This is a genomic window from Corallococcus sicarius (genome assembly GCF_003611735.1).
Classification (GTDB): domain Bacteria; phylum Myxococcota; class Myxococcia; order Myxococcales; family Myxococcaceae; genus Corallococcus; species Corallococcus sicarius.
The window spans coordinates 1-16,396 of record NZ_RAWG01000215.1; the positions used below are offsets into that span (position 1 = coordinate 1).

At 70.5% G+C, this 16,396-nt stretch carries 13 protein-coding genes; 7 read left to right on the forward strand and 6 right to left on the reverse strand.

All coding sequences use genetic code 11. From position 1 onward, the window contains the following. Window positions 1–929: hypothetical protein (locus D7X12_RS27855; RefSeq protein ID WP_244224819.1), on the forward strand; the 929-nt coding region annotated here is incomplete at its 5' end. Between the two features lie 3 nt (window positions 930–932). On the opposite strand, the gene D7X12_RS27860 is transcribed toward D7X12_RS27855, so the two are convergent. The 3 genes from D7X12_RS27860 to map form a co-directional block, all read right to left on the reverse strand. Continuing rightward, complete coding sequence (locus tag D7X12_RS27860) at window positions 933–2,627, reverse strand: sensor histidine kinase (protein ID WP_120628300.1); 1,695 nt, start codon at window positions 2,625–2,627, stop codon at window positions 933–935. 9 nt (window positions 2,628–2,636) lie between these two features. Beyond that, on the reverse strand, window positions 2,637–3,653 hold the full coding sequence (gene mltG, locus D7X12_RS27865) for an endolytic transglycosylase MltG (protein WP_120628301.1): 1,017 nt from the start codon (window positions 3,651–3,653) through the stop codon (window positions 2,637–2,639). A gap of 93 nt (window positions 3,654–3,746) precedes the next feature. Continuing rightward, complete coding sequence (gene map, locus D7X12_RS27870) at window positions 3,747–4,505, reverse strand: type I methionyl aminopeptidase (RefSeq protein ID WP_120628302.1); 759 nt, start codon at window positions 4,503–4,505, stop codon at window positions 3,747–3,749. A 99-nt stretch (window positions 4,506–4,604) separates the two neighbouring features. On the opposite strand from map, the gene D7X12_RS27875 reads away from it, so the two are divergent. Continuing rightward, window positions 4,605–4,889, forward strand: a complete 285-nt coding sequence (locus D7X12_RS27875) for a LysR family transcriptional regulator (protein WP_120628303.1) — start codon at window positions 4,605–4,607, stop codon at window positions 4,887–4,889. 21 nt (window positions 4,890–4,910) lie between these two features. Here the strand turns inward: D7X12_RS27875 and D7X12_RS27880 are convergent, their stop codons facing one another. Then, the gene (locus D7X12_RS27880) at window positions 4,911–7,472 is read right to left on the reverse strand and encodes a DEAD/DEAH box helicase (protein WP_120628304.1); all 2,562 of its coding nucleotides are present in this window, start codon (window positions 7,470–7,472) and stop codon (window positions 4,911–4,913) included. Window positions 7,473–7,678: 206 nt separating this feature from the next. On the opposite strand from D7X12_RS27880, the gene D7X12_RS27885 reads away from it, so the two are divergent. From D7X12_RS27885 to D7X12_RS27900, 4 genes are all read left to right on the forward strand, one after another. Next, window positions 7,679–8,302, forward strand: coding sequence for a DUF4142 domain-containing protein (locus D7X12_RS27885; protein ID WP_120628305.1), 624 nt, complete (start codon window positions 7,679–7,681; stop codon window positions 8,300–8,302). 146 nt (window positions 8,303–8,448) lie between these two features. Then, the gene (locus D7X12_RS27890; protein ID WP_120628306.1) at window positions 8,449–10,113 is read left to right on the forward strand and encodes a serine/threonine-protein kinase; all 1,665 of its coding nucleotides are present in this window, start codon (window positions 8,449–8,451) and stop codon (window positions 10,111–10,113) included. Between the two features lie 76 nt (window positions 10,114–10,189). Continuing rightward, complete coding sequence (locus D7X12_RS27895) at window positions 10,190–10,999, forward strand: hypothetical protein (RefSeq protein ID WP_120628307.1); 810 nt, start codon at window positions 10,190–10,192, stop codon at window positions 10,997–10,999. A 15-nt stretch (window positions 11,000–11,014) separates the two neighbouring features. After that, window positions 11,015–11,827 (forward strand): hypothetical protein, encoded by an 813-nt coding sequence (locus tag D7X12_RS27900; protein ID WP_244224820.1) that lies wholly within the window; start codon window positions 11,015–11,017, stop codon window positions 11,825–11,827. 29 nt (window positions 11,828–11,856) lie between these two features. On the opposite strand, the gene D7X12_RS27905 is transcribed toward D7X12_RS27900, so the two are convergent. Continuing rightward, a complete protein-coding gene (locus D7X12_RS27905; RefSeq protein WP_120628309.1) occupies window positions 11,857–14,622 on the reverse strand; it encodes a bifunctional acetate--CoA ligase family protein/GNAT family N-acetyltransferase in 2,766 nt (921 codons plus the stop codon). A 141-nt stretch (window positions 14,623–14,763) separates the two neighbouring features. Next, window positions 14,764–15,657, reverse strand: coding sequence for an NmrA family NAD(P)-binding protein (locus D7X12_RS27910; protein WP_120628310.1), 894 nt, complete (start codon window positions 15,655–15,657; stop codon window positions 14,764–14,766). Window positions 15,658–15,738: 81 nt separating this feature from the next. Here D7X12_RS27910 and D7X12_RS27915 point away from each other — a divergent pair. After that, on the forward strand, window positions 15,739–16,396 hold a 658-nt coding region (locus D7X12_RS27915), incomplete at its 3' end, for a LysR family transcriptional regulator (RefSeq protein ID WP_244224821.1).

A 16,396-nucleotide genomic window follows, 5' to 3' on the forward strand; every position in this document is an offset into this window, starting at 1 on the left:
CTCCCCCCACCCCTCCGTCCGAGGTCGCCCGCACCGTGGCGCTGGAGCCTACGGATCCGCTCTCCGTGCTCAACCAGGCGTTCCGCGACGCCTACGCCGCGCGCCGCGACGCCATGCTGTCGAGCATGGGGCCGGTCATCGCGCAGATCGACGACGTGCTCATCCTGCGCAAGGGAGGCCAGCGCTTCGAGGCCCCGTCCCGCACCCGGCGCTACCACGAGTACAAGGTCGTCACCCACGTCCCGCTCGCCCTCTACGTGCTGCTCGCGGGCCGCAAGGACGCGCTCGACGACGACACCCGCGTGCGCCTCACCACCCTGCGGGGACTCATCACCGCCGCCTCCGGAAGCTTCGCCGCCCGGGGGCTCCCCACCGAGGCCCTGGCCCGGCAACACCGCATGCTGGACGCGTCGCTGGCGCTGGTGGACCGCGTGCTGGCCGCGAACCGCGTGGCGGATGAGGAGCTCGCCGCGTTCATCCACGCCCAGGTGCCGGACCTGCTGAAGAACGCCGAGGACGCGGCGAGAGATCAAATCGAGACCATGCACGCCTCCGTTGAAGCGTGGAGACAGCAGATGTTCCCCGCCGAGCGCGAACAGCTCCGGGCGGTGGTCGCCGCCTCGCACATGTCGCGCCCCGGCAACGTGGCGACGCAGTACTTCTCCGTCACCCTGGGCGATACCTGGGAAGGCCGCTTCCACGAGGAGGAGCATTCGCCGGGCAAGCGCGTCCTGTCGTCCGAGGCCACGTTCGACGAGTCCGCGGCCTTCGCCCTGCTCGCCACGCACGTGCTGGACGCGCGCACGTCCAGCGGCATCTTCGGCGAGGAGACCCGCATGGCCAGGGACCTGCTCGCGGACGCGGCCGAGCGCATCCTCGCGGAGATGTTCCAGAAGTCGCCAGCGCCGCCCGGCGCGGGCGGCCCGTAGCGCTCAGGGGCGCGCGAGCGGCAGCTGCACCTCGAACGTCGCACCCTCGCCCAGGCGGCTCTCCAGGGACACGCGCCCGCCCTCGGCCTCCACGATGGTGCGGGTGAGGTAGAGCCCCAGGCCCAGGCCGCCGTAGTGGCGCTCGGACACCGCGCGTCCGTAGCGCTCGAAGAGGCGGGGCCGCTGCTCCGGCGCGATGCCAATGCCCCCGTCACGCACCCGGAGGCGCGCCACGGTGCCGTCCACCGTGAGCCGCACGGACACCGGCGTGCCGGCGCCGTACTTGAGGGCGTTGTCCAGGAGGTGATCCAACACCTGCGCCAGCCGCGTGCGGTCGAACGAGCCCTGCACCGCGTCCGGGATCTCCACCGTGAAGTCGCAGTGCTCCAGCGCGAAGCGCGGCGCGAACTGTTCGCACACCTCACGCACCACGGCCGCGAGGTCCACGTCCTCCCGCTGCAGGCTGAAGGTGCCGGCGCTGATGCGGGACACGTCCAGCAGGTCGTTCATCAGCTCCGTGAGCCTGCGGACCTGCCGGTGCCCCGTCTCCACGTGGGACTCGATGGCCGGCACGAGCGGCGAATCCGGGTGAGCCCTCACCGCGCGCGAGAGCGCCTGGAGCTTCAGGCTCAGCGGCGTCAGCGGCGTCTTCAACTCGTGGCTCGCGACGGACAGGAACTCGTCGCGCAGGCGGACGGCGTCACGCGCGTCCTGGAGCAGCCGCGCGTTGTCCACTGCCAGCGCCGCCTGGTTCGCCAGCTCCTGCGCGAACTTCAGGTCCTCGTCGCCATAGCGGCGCGGGGAGGTGGTGATGAGGAACGTCAGCGCCCCCAGGATGTTGCCGCGCGCCAGCATCGGCACGGTCATCAACGAGCGGAGCCCCAGCTTTCGCATCATCACCAGGTGATGCGGATCCTGCGCCACCGCCTCCAGCATCGCGTCCGTGGCCTCCGGCACCATGGTGGACTGGCCGGTCGCCAGCGCCACTGCGGGCGGGTAGACGGGATTCGTGCGGGGCATGGGATTCAGCTCCCGCACCGCGCTCGCGAGCGGGGCCAGGGACGGATCCGCCGCCACCACCTGGACCCGCTGGTAGTGGCCGCCCGGGAGGTGCAGATCCACGATGCACCAGTCCGCGACCGCCGACACCGACAGGTTCGCGAGCGAGGCCAGCGTCGCGGAGGCATCCAGCGACGACGCGAACAGCTCCCCGGCCCGCGCGAGGAACGCGGCCCGCTCCTCCGCCAGGCACTGGGTGTGGATGTCGATGCAGGAGCCCACCCACTCGCGCACGTCGCCGCCCGGCTCCAACACGGGCATGCCCCGCGCGAGCATCCACACGTATGCACCGTCGGCGCGGCGCAACCGGTAGCGCGCTTCGAAGCGCATGCTCGTCGCGGTGGCGCGCTCCCAGGCCGCCAACGTCGGGCCCCGGTCGTCCGGGTGCAGGGCCTGCAACCAGCCCCGGTTGCGCATCGCCTCCGGCGCCTGTCCGGTGAAGGCCGTCCAGGACGGGGAGACAGGGTTCGTGTCGGGGCGTGCGCGCGTGGTCCAGACGACCTGGGCCGCCGTCCCGAGCAGCACGCGGAGTCGCTCGGCCTCGTCACGCAGGGTCGCCAGCTCCTCGCGGAGCGCGGCCTCCGTGTCGGAAGCCGGCGCGGAGAGGGAAAGGCTGGGATCCGGCTGGGAGGACGTCATCGCGTGGGCTCAGTACACGTTGTACTTGGCCCGAAGCGCTTCGTGTTCCTGCGCGTTGCGAGAAGGGTGCAGTGTCTTCTTCGCATCATGGAGGTAGTACCAGAAGTCACTCTTCACCGGGCGCAGCGCGGCGAGCAGCGAGTCCACCGTCGGCGCCCCAATGGGCCCGGGCGGCAGGCCGGCGCGGGTGCGCGAGTTCCACGGATCCTGGTTGTCGCGCAGCCGCTTGAGGAACGCCTTGCGGTCGTTCCACTCGGGGAGTTCGTAGCGGCTCGTCGCGTCCACGCCCAGGGGGACGCCCTTGTCCACGCGCTTCCAGAGGATGCCGGCCACGAGCGGGCGCTGCGCGGGCACGGGCTCCTCGCGCTCCAGCATGGACGCCATGATGACGAGCTCGTGCAGCGTCCGGCCGCTCTTCGCGATCTCCGCCGCGTGCGCGTCGTAGAAGCGCGCGCGGAAGGTGTCGACCTGCCGCTGGATGAAGGACTCCACGCGGAAGCCCTCGGCGATGATGCCGTACGTCTCCGGGTAGAGGTAGCCCTCCAGGCCGCGGGTGGGCAGCGGGAACGGCGCCGTGTAGCGCTCCGAGCGGCTGGCCGCGGCGATGTACTCGCCCGGCTTGATCAGCCCCTGGGCGGCGAGCACCTGGTCGGTGTCGCGCAGGCGCCAGCCTTCAATCATCGCGAAGGGCACGTCCTCCGGCAGCGGCTGCCCCTCCAGCGCGGTGGCCAGCTGCTCCACGGAAGCCGTCGGGCTGAGGAGGAAGCGGCCGGCCTTCACGTTGAGGTTGCCGCGGCGCCAGAGGTGGAAGCGCCACACGCGGGCGTCGGCCAGGAAGCCCTGGCTTTGCAACTGCTGGCCCAGGGAGCGCGCCGACGCCCCCTTCTTCACGATGAACTCCTTCGGGGCGGGATCCCCCGAGGCGTGCGGCGTCGTGACGGCCTTCTGCATGTAAAAGAACGCCCCGCCCACGCCCGCGACCGCCAGGACGATGAGCACGAGGAGCGCGACCAGGATCTTCTTCATGGTCGGCAAATTACCACCGGCCCCGACGCTGCCAACGAGAACCGCCCTTCCCGCGACCGGGCAGCCGGACAGCCGGACGCAAGCGCCCCCTTCTCAACACCCGCCAGGGGTCAGCACCTCGCAGCCGTCACGCGTCACCAGCACGGTGTGCTCGAACTGGGCGGACAGGCTGCCGTCCGCTGTCACCACCGTCCAGCCGTCCGGGAGGATCCGGATCTCCGGGCGCCCCAGGTTCACCATGGGCTCGATGGTGAGCACCATCCCCGAGCGCAGCGTGATGCCCGTCCCCGCCTTCGCCACGTGGGGCACGTGCGGCGGGCCGTGCATCTGCCGGCCGATGCCGTGGCCGCCGAACTCCTCCACCACGCTGCACCCCTCCGCCTTCGCCAGCGCCATCACCGCCGCGCCAATGTCCCCCAGCCGCGCGCCGTGCCGCACCACCGCCACGCCCGCGTCCCGGCACCGCCGCGCCACGTCCACCACGTGCTTCGCGTCGGAGGACACCTCGCCAATGAGGAACGTGGCGGACGTGTCGCCGTGGAAGCCATCCAGGCACGTCGTCACGTCCACGTTGACGATGTCACCGGGCGCCAGGCGCTCGTCCGGGCGCGGGATGCCATGGCACACCACGTGGTTGCGGCTGGTGCACACCGTGGCGGGGAACCCCTTGTAGCCCAGCTGGCTGGGGGTGCCGCCCCGCTGCGCCGTGTCCGCGCGAACCCACGCGTCGATGTCCGCCGTCGCCACGCCCGGCTGGAGCCTGCCAGCGACGTGCGCCAGCGTGCCCGCCGCCGCGCGCCCCGCGAGCCTCAGCCGTTCAACCTCGGTGCCCTTGAAGAGAGGAATGCCCATGGCGGCCAAGGTGCCTGCGCCCCCGTCCGAACGTCCAATGCTGTTCTGGCATCGTCCCGCCGCGTGCACCCGGTGCCCGCCCCGCGCTAGTCTGGGGACGTGAGCATCACGCACCTCCAGTCCTTCATCGCGGTGGCCGAAGAGGGCCACGTGGGCCGGGCCGCGCGCCGGCTCCACCTCACCCAGCCGCCGCTCAGCCGTCACATCCTCGCGCTGGAGGACGAACTGGGCACGCCCCTCTTCGAACGCATCCCGCGCGGCATGCGCCTGTTGCCCACCGGCGAGGCCCTGCTCCAGCACGCGCGCCGCATCCTCGCGGAGGTGGACGCGGCGGCGCTCACCGTGCGCGCGGCGGCCCGGGAACCCGGCCCCCCGCAGCGCTGACAGTGAGCGGACTTCAGCCGCTCAGGTCCACGCGCTCATGCCGCCAATGCGGCGCAGCATCAGGATGGGGCCGTCGTCCATGCGGCGGCCGCGCAGATCAATCTCACAGTCGATGACCCAGTCCCCGTGGCCCTCCGGGTCCATGATGCGCTGCTGGGCCTCCCACTGCCGGGTGCCGGACTCCTTGAGCTGGGTGTTGGCCGGCTTGCGCGCCTGGGGCGTGAGCACGACCATCTTGTGCTCCTCGAAGTACGGCGCCATCGCCTGCTCCAGCTTCGGCGCGGTCCACTCGCCCAGGGCGTTGTCCAACATGCCCAGCGCGTCCAGGTAGCGGCGCTGGCCCAGCGCGCGCAGCAGCCGGTGCAGCTCCTCGCGCACGCGCGCGGCGAAGGCCTTGGGGTCCTCGGTGAGCTCCTTGGGCTTCAAGTCCACCACCGGCTTCGCCTCGAGCGGCGCGTCCGGGTTCTTCATCCGCTCCCACTCGTCCAGGAGGCTGGAGTCCACCTGACGCAGCGTCGCGCGGAGGTGGTCGATGATGTCGTCCACCTCCTCGTTGCGGAACTTCTCCGGCACCGTCTGCGCGAGCGACTTGTAGACGTCCCCCACGTAGCGCAGGAGCACGCCCTCGCTGCGCTGCAGGCCGTACTCGCGCACGTAGTCGTGGAAGGACATGAAGCGCTCGAACATGTCGCGCACGATGGACTTGGGCCGGATGTTCTCCTCGCCCACCCACGGGTGCTTGCGCGCGAAGGCATTGAACGTCCCGTAGATGAACTCGCGGTTGGGCTTGTGCCACTCGAGCTTCTCCAGCTCCGCCATCCGGTCGTCGTACTCGATGCCCTGCGCCTTCATCTCCTGGATCTTCTCGCCCTTGAGCTGGTGCAGCTGCGCGTAGAGCACCACGTCCGGGTTCTCCAGGATGGACTCCACCAGCGTGACGACGTCCAGCGCGTACGTCTCCAGCGCCGGGTCCAACAGCTCCAGCGTCTCGTGCAGGTACAGCGACAGCGTGTGGTTGAGGCTGAAGTCGCGCTGCAGCTCGCCCGCCACCTCCACCGTCGAGGAGCGGCCCTCCCACTGCACCACCTGGACGATGCCCGCCTCCTTCAGCGTGCGGAAGTACACCGCCGCGTCCTTCAGGAGCTTCTTCTTCGTGTAGTCGGAGCTGTGCGAGCGGCGCACCAGCTGCACCAGCCGCTTGTAGCCGCCGCTGCCCTCCGTCTTGTCGCTCTGCAGCAGGTTGAGCAGCAGGCCGTGGCTCACCTCGAAGCGGGACTCCAGGGGCTCCGGCATGCCGTTCTGGAGCCGCTCGAAGGTGTTCTTGTCGTACTGCACGAAGCCCTTCTGCGGCGGCTTCGCCTTGGGCGTCTTCTTCTTGCCGGCGGCCTCCTTCGCCGCCTGCTTGATGTTCTCCACGACGTACTCGGGCGCCTGCGCCACCACGCTGCCCTCGGTGTCGAAGCCCTTGCGGCCCGCGCGTCCGGAGATCTGCTTGAAGTCGCGCACGCTCAGCGTCGTCAGCTTCTCGCCGTTGAACTTGAACAGCTGCGTGAAGAGCACCGTGCGGATGGGGATGTTCACGCCCACGCCCAGCGTGTCCGTGCCGCTGATGACCTTGAGCAGGCCCTGCTGCGCCAGCTTCTCCACCAGCAACCGGTACTTGGGCAGCAGGCCCGCGTGGTGCATCCCGATGCCGTGGCGCAGGAAGCGCTGGAAGTCCTTGCCGTAGGGTGTGTCGAAGGGCGCGTCCATCAGGGCCTGACGCAGCTCCTCCTTCTCCTCCTTGGTGTTGAAGTCCACGGACATCAGGTTCTGCGCCTGCTCCGCCGCGGCCCGCTGCGTGAAGTTCACCAGGTACACGGGGTACTTCCCGCGCGCGATGAGGTCCTGGATGGTCTCGTGCAGCGCCGCCTCGCGGTAGTCGAAGTCGAGCGGCACCGGGCGCTCGGAGCTGCGCACCGTGGCGACCTCGCGGCCGGTGAGCTGCTCCAGGCTCTGCTCGATGACGTGCGTGTCGCCCAGCGTGGCGGACATCAGGAGGAACTGCGTCTGGGGCAGGGCCAGCAGCGGGATCTGCCAGGCGGTGCCGCGCTCCTTGTCGGAGTAGTAGTGGAACTCGTCCATCACCACCGCGTCCACGCGCGCGGAGGCGTCACGCAGCGCGAGGTTCGCGAGGATCTCCGCCGTGCAGCAGAGGATGGGCGCCTCGCGGTTGATGCTCGCGTCGCCCGTGAGCATGCCCACGTTCTGCGGGCCGAATGCCTTGGAGAGCTGGAAGAACTTCTCGTTCACCAGCGCCTTGATGGGGCACGTGTAGAACGACACCTTGCCCTCGGCCATGGCCTTGAAGTGCAGCGCCATCGCGACCAGCGACTTGCCGGAGCCGGTGGGCGTCTTGAGGAACAGGTGCTTGTTGCTCAAGAGCTCCAGGATGGCCTCCTCCTGGGCGGAGTACAGGCTCAGCCCGTTGGTGGCCACGTAACCCACGAAGCGGTTGAGGATCTCATCGGCGTCGAGAGGGGGCTCGCCGGGCTTCGGCAGCAGGGCGGCGAGCGGGGCGTGGGCGTCGGATTGAGCACTCATCAAGGGCGACTCTAGGGGTTGGCGCGCGGGCCACCGCGAAAAATCGCGCGGGGTGGACGAGAGCAGGCGGGAGCAGGCGGCCTCCTGTCCGCCTGGAGACGGCGCCTGTGCCCTGTCCCACAGCGGCAATGCCTGAAGGGCTGGGTGGTCACGTCCGGGGCCGCTCCCCATCCTCCCCACCGCGTCAATTCAAGGGGGAGACGGGCATGCGGGTCGCACGGTTCATGGTGGGGATGATGTTGGCGGGCGGGATGGCCGTGGCCGTGGCGCCCGGGTGCAGCAACGAGAGCGTCATCGTCGAGCCAGGGGGCACGCAGCAGATCACCGGGGGAGACGTCGACGCGGGCCCCGCGCCCACGCTCACGGACGCCCAGATCGCGCGCGTGTTGCAGGTCGCGAACGAGGGCGAGGTGCTGCTCGCGCAGTTCGGCGGGCCCCTGGCCACCGACACCGCCACCCGCGATTACAACGCCCAGATGGTGGTCGAGCACACCGCCGCGAAGCAGCGGCTGGATGCGCTGTTGCAGGCCCAGGGCATCACGCCCGAGGACAGCCCCCTCAGCCTGCAATTGCAGACGGAGGTGCAGCAGCTGCTGACCCTCCTGCAGGGACCCGAGGCGCCCCAGGGAGCCGCGTTCGACCTGGCCCTGATGAGCGCGCAGCTCAACGCGCACGCCCGCACCGCCTTCATCGGCGACAGCCTCCTGGGTCCCCAGGTCACGCTGCCGGCCCTGACGCAGGAGGTCCAGGCCGAGCGGCAGCAGGTGCAGCAGCACGTGCAGGAGGCCGAGGAGATCCAGACACGGCTCCTGGCCCCGACCGCGCCGTAGCGGCCGGGCTTGCGCACAACCCGGAAAGGGAGGCTCAGACTCTCAGAACCTGGGAGTCGGCTCCGCGCACCCGACCTGGGGGGGAGGAAGCGACCCAGGTGCTTTCCAATCATGTCGGCCCGGTTTAGTAGGAAAAAGAACCGCCGATGCAAAAGCCGACCGAGCCCACCTCCGCGCAGTCCGAACCGCTGACCACGGGGCGCATCCTCCGCGCCACGTACGAGATTGGCACCGTGCTGGGACGCGGCGGGATGGGGGCGGTCTTCCTGGCCCGCCACCTGCGCCTGCCGGGCAAGCAGGTCGCCATCAAGGTGCTGCACGGCGCGGAGTCCCTGTCGCCGGAGGTGGCGGTGCGCTTCCGGCGCGAGGCGGAGATCGCCTCCCGGCTGGGGCACCCCAACATCGTGGAGGTGCTGGACTTCGACACCCTGGAGGACGGCACGCCCTTCATGGTGATGGAGTACCTGCGCGGGGAGAGCCTGTCGCGCAGGCTGCGGCGGCAGAAGCAGCTCCCGCTGGAGGACGTCTTCTCCATCGCCCGGCAGATGGGCGCGGCGCTCCAGGCGGCGCACCGCGCGGGCGTGGTGCACCGCGACCTGAAGCCGGGCAACGTCGTGCTGGTCCCCACGGAGGCGGGCGGCGTGGTGGGCGAGCGCGTGAAGCTGCTCGACTTCGGCATCTCCAAGCTCATCGACTCGCGCACGGTGCAGACGCTGGACTCGGTGCTGATGGGGACGCCGCAGTACATGGCGCCCGAGCAGGCCATGGGCCACAACAGCGACGTGGACGCGCGGACGGACCTCTTCGCGTTCGGCTGCATGGTCTACGAGATGATCGCCGGCCGGCCGCCCTACTCCGGCGACAACGTCGCGGAGCTCATCTATCAAATCGTCCACGTGGAGCCGGAGCCGCTGCTGTCGCTCGCGCCCGGCACCCCTGCGCACGTGGTGACGGCCATCGCCCGCGCGATGGCGAAGCGTCCCGCGGACCGCTACCCGGACGTGGGCGCGTTCATCCTGGACCTGACGGGCAGCCCGCTCCAGACGCTCTCGGTGGCGCAGCCCGTGCGGGTGCCCACCGTCGCGCCGCCCGCGCACGTCGAACCGGTGCCCACGCCGGGGCCCTCGGAGGAGCACATCGCCACCGTGGGCATGCGCCCCCACGCCCTCCAGGAGGGGCCCGCCTCCGCCGCGGGGCCCCGCACGGAGTCCCTGCCCGCGCAGCCGCTGTCCCGCTCACGGCCGAAGTGGCTGGTGGGCGTCGCCGTGGGCGTCGTCGTCATCGCGGCCTTCACCACCGCCTTCTTCTGGCGCGGCGCGGGGACGGCTTCCTCCGCCGTGGCCGCGAACCCGGTGCCCGCGACCCCGCTCCCGGTGGCCACCCCGCCTCCGGCTGTCGTGGCGCCGCCGCCGCCGCCCGCGGAGCTGAAGAAGCCCGTCGATCCCGTCGCGCAGCCGGTGGACCCCGTCGCGGCGGAGCCCACCCCCGTCGAAAAGAACCCGACGCCCGCCGAGTCCTCCGTCGTCACCAGGGACAGGCCGGCGCGGTCCTCGGAGAAGCTGCCGCAGAGCGTCCGCGAGGACCTGGCGGCGGCGGAGCAGTCGCTGGCCGCACAGAACGCTTCGGAGGCGCTGCGTCACATCCGGCGCAGCCAGCGCACCCAGATTACGGGCGCGTCGTTCGCGCTCCTCACCCGCGTGTACTGCCAGCAGCGCGACCTGGCGAATGCGCGGGCCCAATGGACCCGGGTGCCGGCAACGGAGCGTCCCAAGGTCCGACAATACTGTCGTCAGTACGAAATCGACCTCTGAGAGGTCGTCCCTGGCGCGCAGCAGCCAGCACGCGTGCGCCACCATTCAAGGAGTCCCTGTGAGAGTTCTATTGGCAGTGAGCGTCGTGGCCTTGTCCCTGGGGTGTTCCCGGGGCGTGCGGCCCGACAGCGCCATCGCGGGCACCAAGCCCCTGACGGGCAAGGTGTATTCCAACGAGGCCGGCGAGCAGGTGACCATCATCCCGCTGGAGCCCGCGGACGCGAAGAAGGCGCTGGTCGAGTTCAACGGCACGAAGAGCGAGCTGGACGGCAAGGTCGTCGTCGCCAGCGTGGATCGGGATCGCGGCACCGGCTACTGGACGCAGTGGCGCGGCCGCTCGCAGCGCTTCGTCACCGTGCATGACCGGGGCGGCTACGAGGACCTCATCCTCAGCCCCGTGGGCGCCACGGGCTACACGCACCTGAAGCCGGACACGGGCCGCACCGCGGCGCTGAAGGTGGAGAAGGTTTTCGAGCGCTACCAGGAGGCGGAGGCGGACGGCGAGCTGAAGCCCTTCCTCCCGTTCGACCGGAAGTTCTGGGTGACCCAGGCGGAGAAGGAGCTGGGCGCCACCGTGGCCGAGGCGAACACCGCGTGCGGCACGAAGCTGTCGGCGACCATCGCGTGGGACTCCATTCCGGATCCGGTCCTCAACGAGCTGTCCATCCCCAGCTACTGCGCGGGCCCGCTGGAGTCGCTGCAGAAGCTGTGCGGCCGCTCCGAAGAGGCGAAGCGCACCATCCAGCAGAAGGTCCAGACGGTGGAGTGCCGGGTGGAAGCCGCGCCCGCGCTGAAGCTGGAAGCGCAGAAGGTCATCTGGTCCGTGAAGTCGGGCGAGACGCTCCAGCCCGAAGCCACCACCACCTTCTTCACCGAAAACCTCTAGGCCGGAGCCCAACACATGTCCCTTCGACACATGGTCATCGCCCTGGGGTTCGTCCTCGCCCCGCAAGCCGCGCTCGCGTTGGATCCGCCCTGGGGGCAGGAGAAGCGCCTGCGCGACCGCATGGTGCTGGAGTCCACCCGGGTGTGCACGGACGGCAAGGGTCACTACACCGTCGTCGTCCCCCACAGCCCGGAGACGGAAGGTCAGCTCTTCTACGGGGATGGCAAGACGTTCGTGGAGGTGCCGGCCGTCAGCACCTACAGCGAGACGCAGGCGGACTTCTTCGAGCCCCGCTTCTTCAACCCCAAGGCCAACGACAACTTCCGCGGCGTGGACTACCGGGTGATTTCGCGCCTGGTGCTCAGCGAGGACGGCAAGACGTGCACGCTCAGCTGCGGCGACCGCAGCCTGCCCCAGCAGCCCCTGGCGGCGGACAAGGTGAAGGAGCTGGTGCGCAAGTCCACCTTCGCCACCAGCCCCATGAAGTTCCAGCCCTACAAGCTCCTGCGGGACGACAAGGGCACGTACTACCTGGTGGAGCGCGGCATCGGCGCGGACAACAAGAGCTTCCGCATCTTCACGGGCCAGCGCGGCCAGGTGAAGCCGCAGAAGATGCTCAACGTCGTCACCGACTCGCAGGGGGAGATCTTCTCCACCCAGGGCGGCGACCTGCGCCTCGTGGTGGACCGCGAGGAGGCCTTCTGGGTGGTGAAGAGCAAGCGCCAGAAGCTGCGCGCGGTGCCCGTGGGGGACAACCTGCCCTTCATCTACAACGAGCTGGGCGTCTACACGGGCGCGCGGCTGGGCACGCCCTGCGACGACGTGTAGTGCCGTAGGGCTTCAAGCCCCGGGCACGGTCAGCCGACCACCTTCACGGCCTTGACCATGTCCGGGGCCAGCTCCTCGTTCTCGAGGATGCTGAAGCCCAGCTTCCGGCTGACGGCCTGCATGCCGCGGTTGCGCGTGAGGATGTCCGCGACAATGCGTTGCAGGCCCCAGTCCTGGCCCACCTCCACCAGCCGCCGCAGCAGTTCCTCGCCCAGCCCCTGGCGCTGCACGGTGTCGCTGACGGTGATGGCGAACTCCGCGTCCTTCGAGCCCCGCAGGCGCGTGAGCCGGCCCACCGCCAGGATTTCTCCCTCACCCTTCCCGTCCGGTGCGCGCCTTTCCGCGACGAGCGCCAGCTCCCGCGCGTAGTCGTTGAAGCAGATGCGCGCCAGCCGCTCGTGCGCCACGCGCTGGCTCAGCTTCATCAGGCCCGCGTAGCGCAGGAACACCGTCTGTTCGGACAGCGCCTGGTGGAAGCGTCCCATGGCGGGCTCGTCCTCCGGACGGATGGGCCGCAGGGTGAGCGACTCGCCGTTCTTCAGCGTGAAGACCTTCACGTACTGCTGCGGATACGGTTCGATGGCGAGCCGGGGCAGCGACGCGGCGGTGGCCTCCCGCGGGTGCAGCACCACGCGGGCATCCAGGGCGATGATGCGCTCAGCGGAGACGAGCAGCGGGTTGATGTCCAGCTCGCGGATGAAGGGCTGCTCCACCACCAGCTGGCTGAAGCGCACCATCAGCCGCTCCAGCGCGGCCAGGTCCACGGGGGCGCGCCCCCGCACGCCCTTGAGCGCGTGGTGGATGCGCGTGCGCTCCATCATCCGCCGCGCCAGCGTGGTGTTGAGGGGCGGCAGGCCCAGGGCCCGGTCCTGGAACACCTCCACGAGCGTGCCGCCCGCGCCGAAGAGCAGCACCGGTCCGAACTGCGCGTCCAGGCTGCTGCCCACGATGAGCTCATAGCCGTCCAGCTTCTCCATGGGCTGCACGGTGACGCCGTCGAACCCGGCGGACAGTCCCCGCTGCGCGAGCCCGTCGCGGATGGCGCGGTAAGCGGAGCGCACCTGGTCCTCGTCGCGCAGGTTGAGCTGCACGCCGTTCACGTCCGTCTTGTGCGTCACCGTGAACGAGTGAAGCTTGAGCACCACGGGGAAGCCCAGCGCGCGGGCCCGCGCCACCGCTTCGTCCTCGGACGCGGCGAGCTGCGTCTCCACGGTGGGGATGCCGTAGGCGGCCAGCAGGCGCTTGGACTCGTATTCGGACAGCAGGGTGCGGCCCTGGGCGCGGGCCTCGTCCACCAGGGCGCGCGCCACGTCGCGGCCTCCGCCGGTGGGCTCCTCGGCCAGGGTGGGCGTTTCGTAGAGGCCCGCGATGTTGTCCGCGTAGCGCCACATGTAGTTGAAGACGCGGGCCGCGGTGTCCGGGTAGCCGAAGGTCGGGATGCCCGCGTCGTTGAGGATGCGCTCGCCCGCGGCCACCTCGGAGCCGCCCATCCAGCTCGCGAGCACGGGCTTGCCGGGCAGCTTCGCGTAGGCCTTGAGGCGGTCCGCCGTCTGGGTGGGCTCCGTCATGTCCTGCGGGGTGAGGATGACGAGCAGGCCGTCGCTGTTCGGATCCGCGCCCGTCAACTCCAGCGTCTTCGCGTAGCGCTCCGCGTCCGCGTCCCCGAGGATGTCCACCGGGTTGCTGTGGCTCCACGGCGGCGGCAGGAACGCGTCCAGCTGCGCGCGGGTGGCGTCCGACAGCACGGCCAGCTCCCCGCCTCCGGCGACGAGCGCGTCGGTGGCGAGCACGGCGGGGCCGCCCGCGTTGGTGAGCAGCGTGAGCCTGCGGCCGGAGGGCCGGGGCTGGCGGGCGAGCACCTCCGCCATGTGGAACAGGTCCTCGATGGAGTCCACGCGCAGCACGCCCGCGCGGCGGAACGCGGCGCTCAGCACCTCGTCGCTGCCGGCGAGCGTGCCGGTGTGCGACGCGGCGGCCTGCGCGGCCTGCGCGGTGCGGCCCGCCTTGATGACGATGATGGGCTTGGTGAGGGCCACCTCCCGCGCGGCGGACAGGAAGGCGCGCGCGTCACCGATGGACTCCATGTACAGCAGGATGGAGCGCGTCATCGGATCATCGGCGAGGTAGTCGATGAGGTCGCCCCACCCCACGTCCAGCATGGAGCCCACGGACACGAAGGCGCTGAAGCCCACGGACTCGCGCAGGCTCCAGTCCAGGATGGAGGTGAGCAGCGCGCCGGACTGGCTGATGAAGGCCACGTTGCCGGGCCGCGCCATGCCCCGGGCGAACGTCGCGTTGAAGCCGCCCGTGGGCCGCATCACGCCCAGGCAGTTGGGCCCGATGATGCGCAGGTTCGCGGCCTGCGCGATTCTCAGCACCTCCTGCTCCAGCTTCACGCCCTCGGGGCCGGTCTCCTTGAAGCCCGCGGAGATGATGATGGCGCCCTTGACGCCCACCTCCGCGCACTCGCGGATGACGTCCGGCACGGAGGCCGCGGGCGTGACGATGACGGCCAGGTCCACCGGCTCCGGCAGGGCGCGCAGGGAGGGCCACGCCTTGATGCCCAGCACGTTGGGGCGCTTGGGGTTGATGGGATAGACGGTGCCGCCGAACGGGCTGCTGATGAGGTTCCACAGCACCGTGCGCCCCACGCTGCCGGGGCGCTCGCTCGCCCCCACCACCGCGACGCTGCGGGGGGAGAAGAGGACCTCCAGCGGCTGACGCGTGCGCTGGCGGAGCAGGTCGATGGAGGGGTCGGTCCGGCCCGGGGGCCTCGCGGGGCGCTGCTCGTCCATGGCGCTCTCTTCAGGAAGGGGTGAGGGTTTTCCGGTTCAATCTCCGGTCAGTCCCCATCCTGCACCAGTTGGCGGGAGGAGGACGGCGCATCGCCCGTCCCTCCGTCCCCCCCTTCCACCGGGCGACATCCCGGCGCGGGCCTACGACGCCCGCGCCTGCTCCACCACCGGCTTGAGCACGGTGGCCGCGAACTCCGCCAGCGTGGTGGGCGTGGTGGTCTCCTTCGAGCGGGGCTCGGCTGCGTCCATGCGGCCGTCCTTGACGGCGCCGTACATCTCCGTGAACGCATCCGCCATCCACGCCGGCAGGCCCGCGCCCTTCATGCCGCTTCTCAGGTCCTCCAGGCCGACCTGCACGTACTTCACGGGCTGCCCCAGCACCTGCGTCAGGATGGCCGCGGCCTCCGGGTAGGTGATGTCCCTGGGCCCATGCACGCCCAGGTTGCGGTGGCCCGTCCACGACGCGTCGGTCAGCACCTCCGCCGCCTTGTTCGCGATGTCCGCCACGGCCACCATCGGGAACGTCTTCTCCGGCGGCGTGGCGTTGTAGATGTGGCCCGCCTTGGCGAGGCCGTGCACGTCGCGCAGGAAGTTCTCCATGAAGAAGCCCGCGCGCAGCGAGGTGACGTTCGGGGCCACCGCCTTGAAGGCCTCCTCCACCGGCTTGAGCGCGGACACCGGGCCGCTGCCGGGGCCGTTCTGCGCGCCCACGCTGGAGAGCACCACCACGCGCTTCACGCCGTGCGCCTTCACCGACGCCGCCGCCTGCTGCGCCACGTTCGCCGCCCAGGTGACGAAGTCCGGCTGGGTGGGAGGAGGCGACAGCCAGAACAGCGCCTCCGCGCCATTCAGCGCCGCGTCCAGCGTGGCCTTGTCCTCGATGGAGCCCTGCACCAGCTTCGCGCCCTGCTTCACCAGGTCCGCCACCTTCTCCGGGCTGCGGGAGATGATGGTGACCTTGCGGCCCTGGCCCAGGAGCTTCTGGACAAGGGGACGACCGATGTTGCCATTCGGGGTGTTGATGACGATGGACATGGAGTGCCTCCAGCGACAGCGAGATGGCGCAACAGTGCCCCCACGCCCTTCATGAGGCCACTGCATGCTATGCATGTGGACATGCGCCGCCTGCATGAAACCCGGACGCCCGTTCCTGAAGACGTGGACCTGGCCGGCATCAACCTCAACCTGCTGGTGGCGCTGGACGCGCTGCTGCAGGAGTCGCACGTCACCCGCGCCGCCGCCCGCGTGGGCCTCACCCAGTCCGCGATGAGCCATGCGCTGGCGCAGCTGCGGGAGCTTTTGGGCGACGCGCTCCTCATCCGGGGCCGGGGCGGCATGGTGCTGACGCCGCGCGCGGAGCAGCTCACCGCGCCGCTGCGGCGGGGGCTGGCGGAGCTGCAGCGCGCCCTGCGCAGCGAGCCCGCCTTCGAGCCCGCCACGGCGACGCGCCGCTTCACCGTGGCCACGCGCGACTACTTCGGCTCCGTGCTGCTGCCGTCCGCGCTGGAGCTGCTGGGCCGCGAGGCGCCCGGGGTGGACCTGTCCGTGCGGCACGTGGAGTCCAACACCTACCCCGCACTCATGGAGAGCGGCGAGGTGGACCTGACCGTCGTCACGCCGCCGGTGGAGTCCGGGCCCGGCCTGCGTCAGCAGAAGCTGTTCACCGAGGACTTCGTCTGCGTGGTGCGCAAGGGCCACCCGAAGGTGCGCCGCGGGTTGGACCTGGACACGTACCTCCATCTGTCCCACGTCCTCATCAGCCCGCGCGGCGACG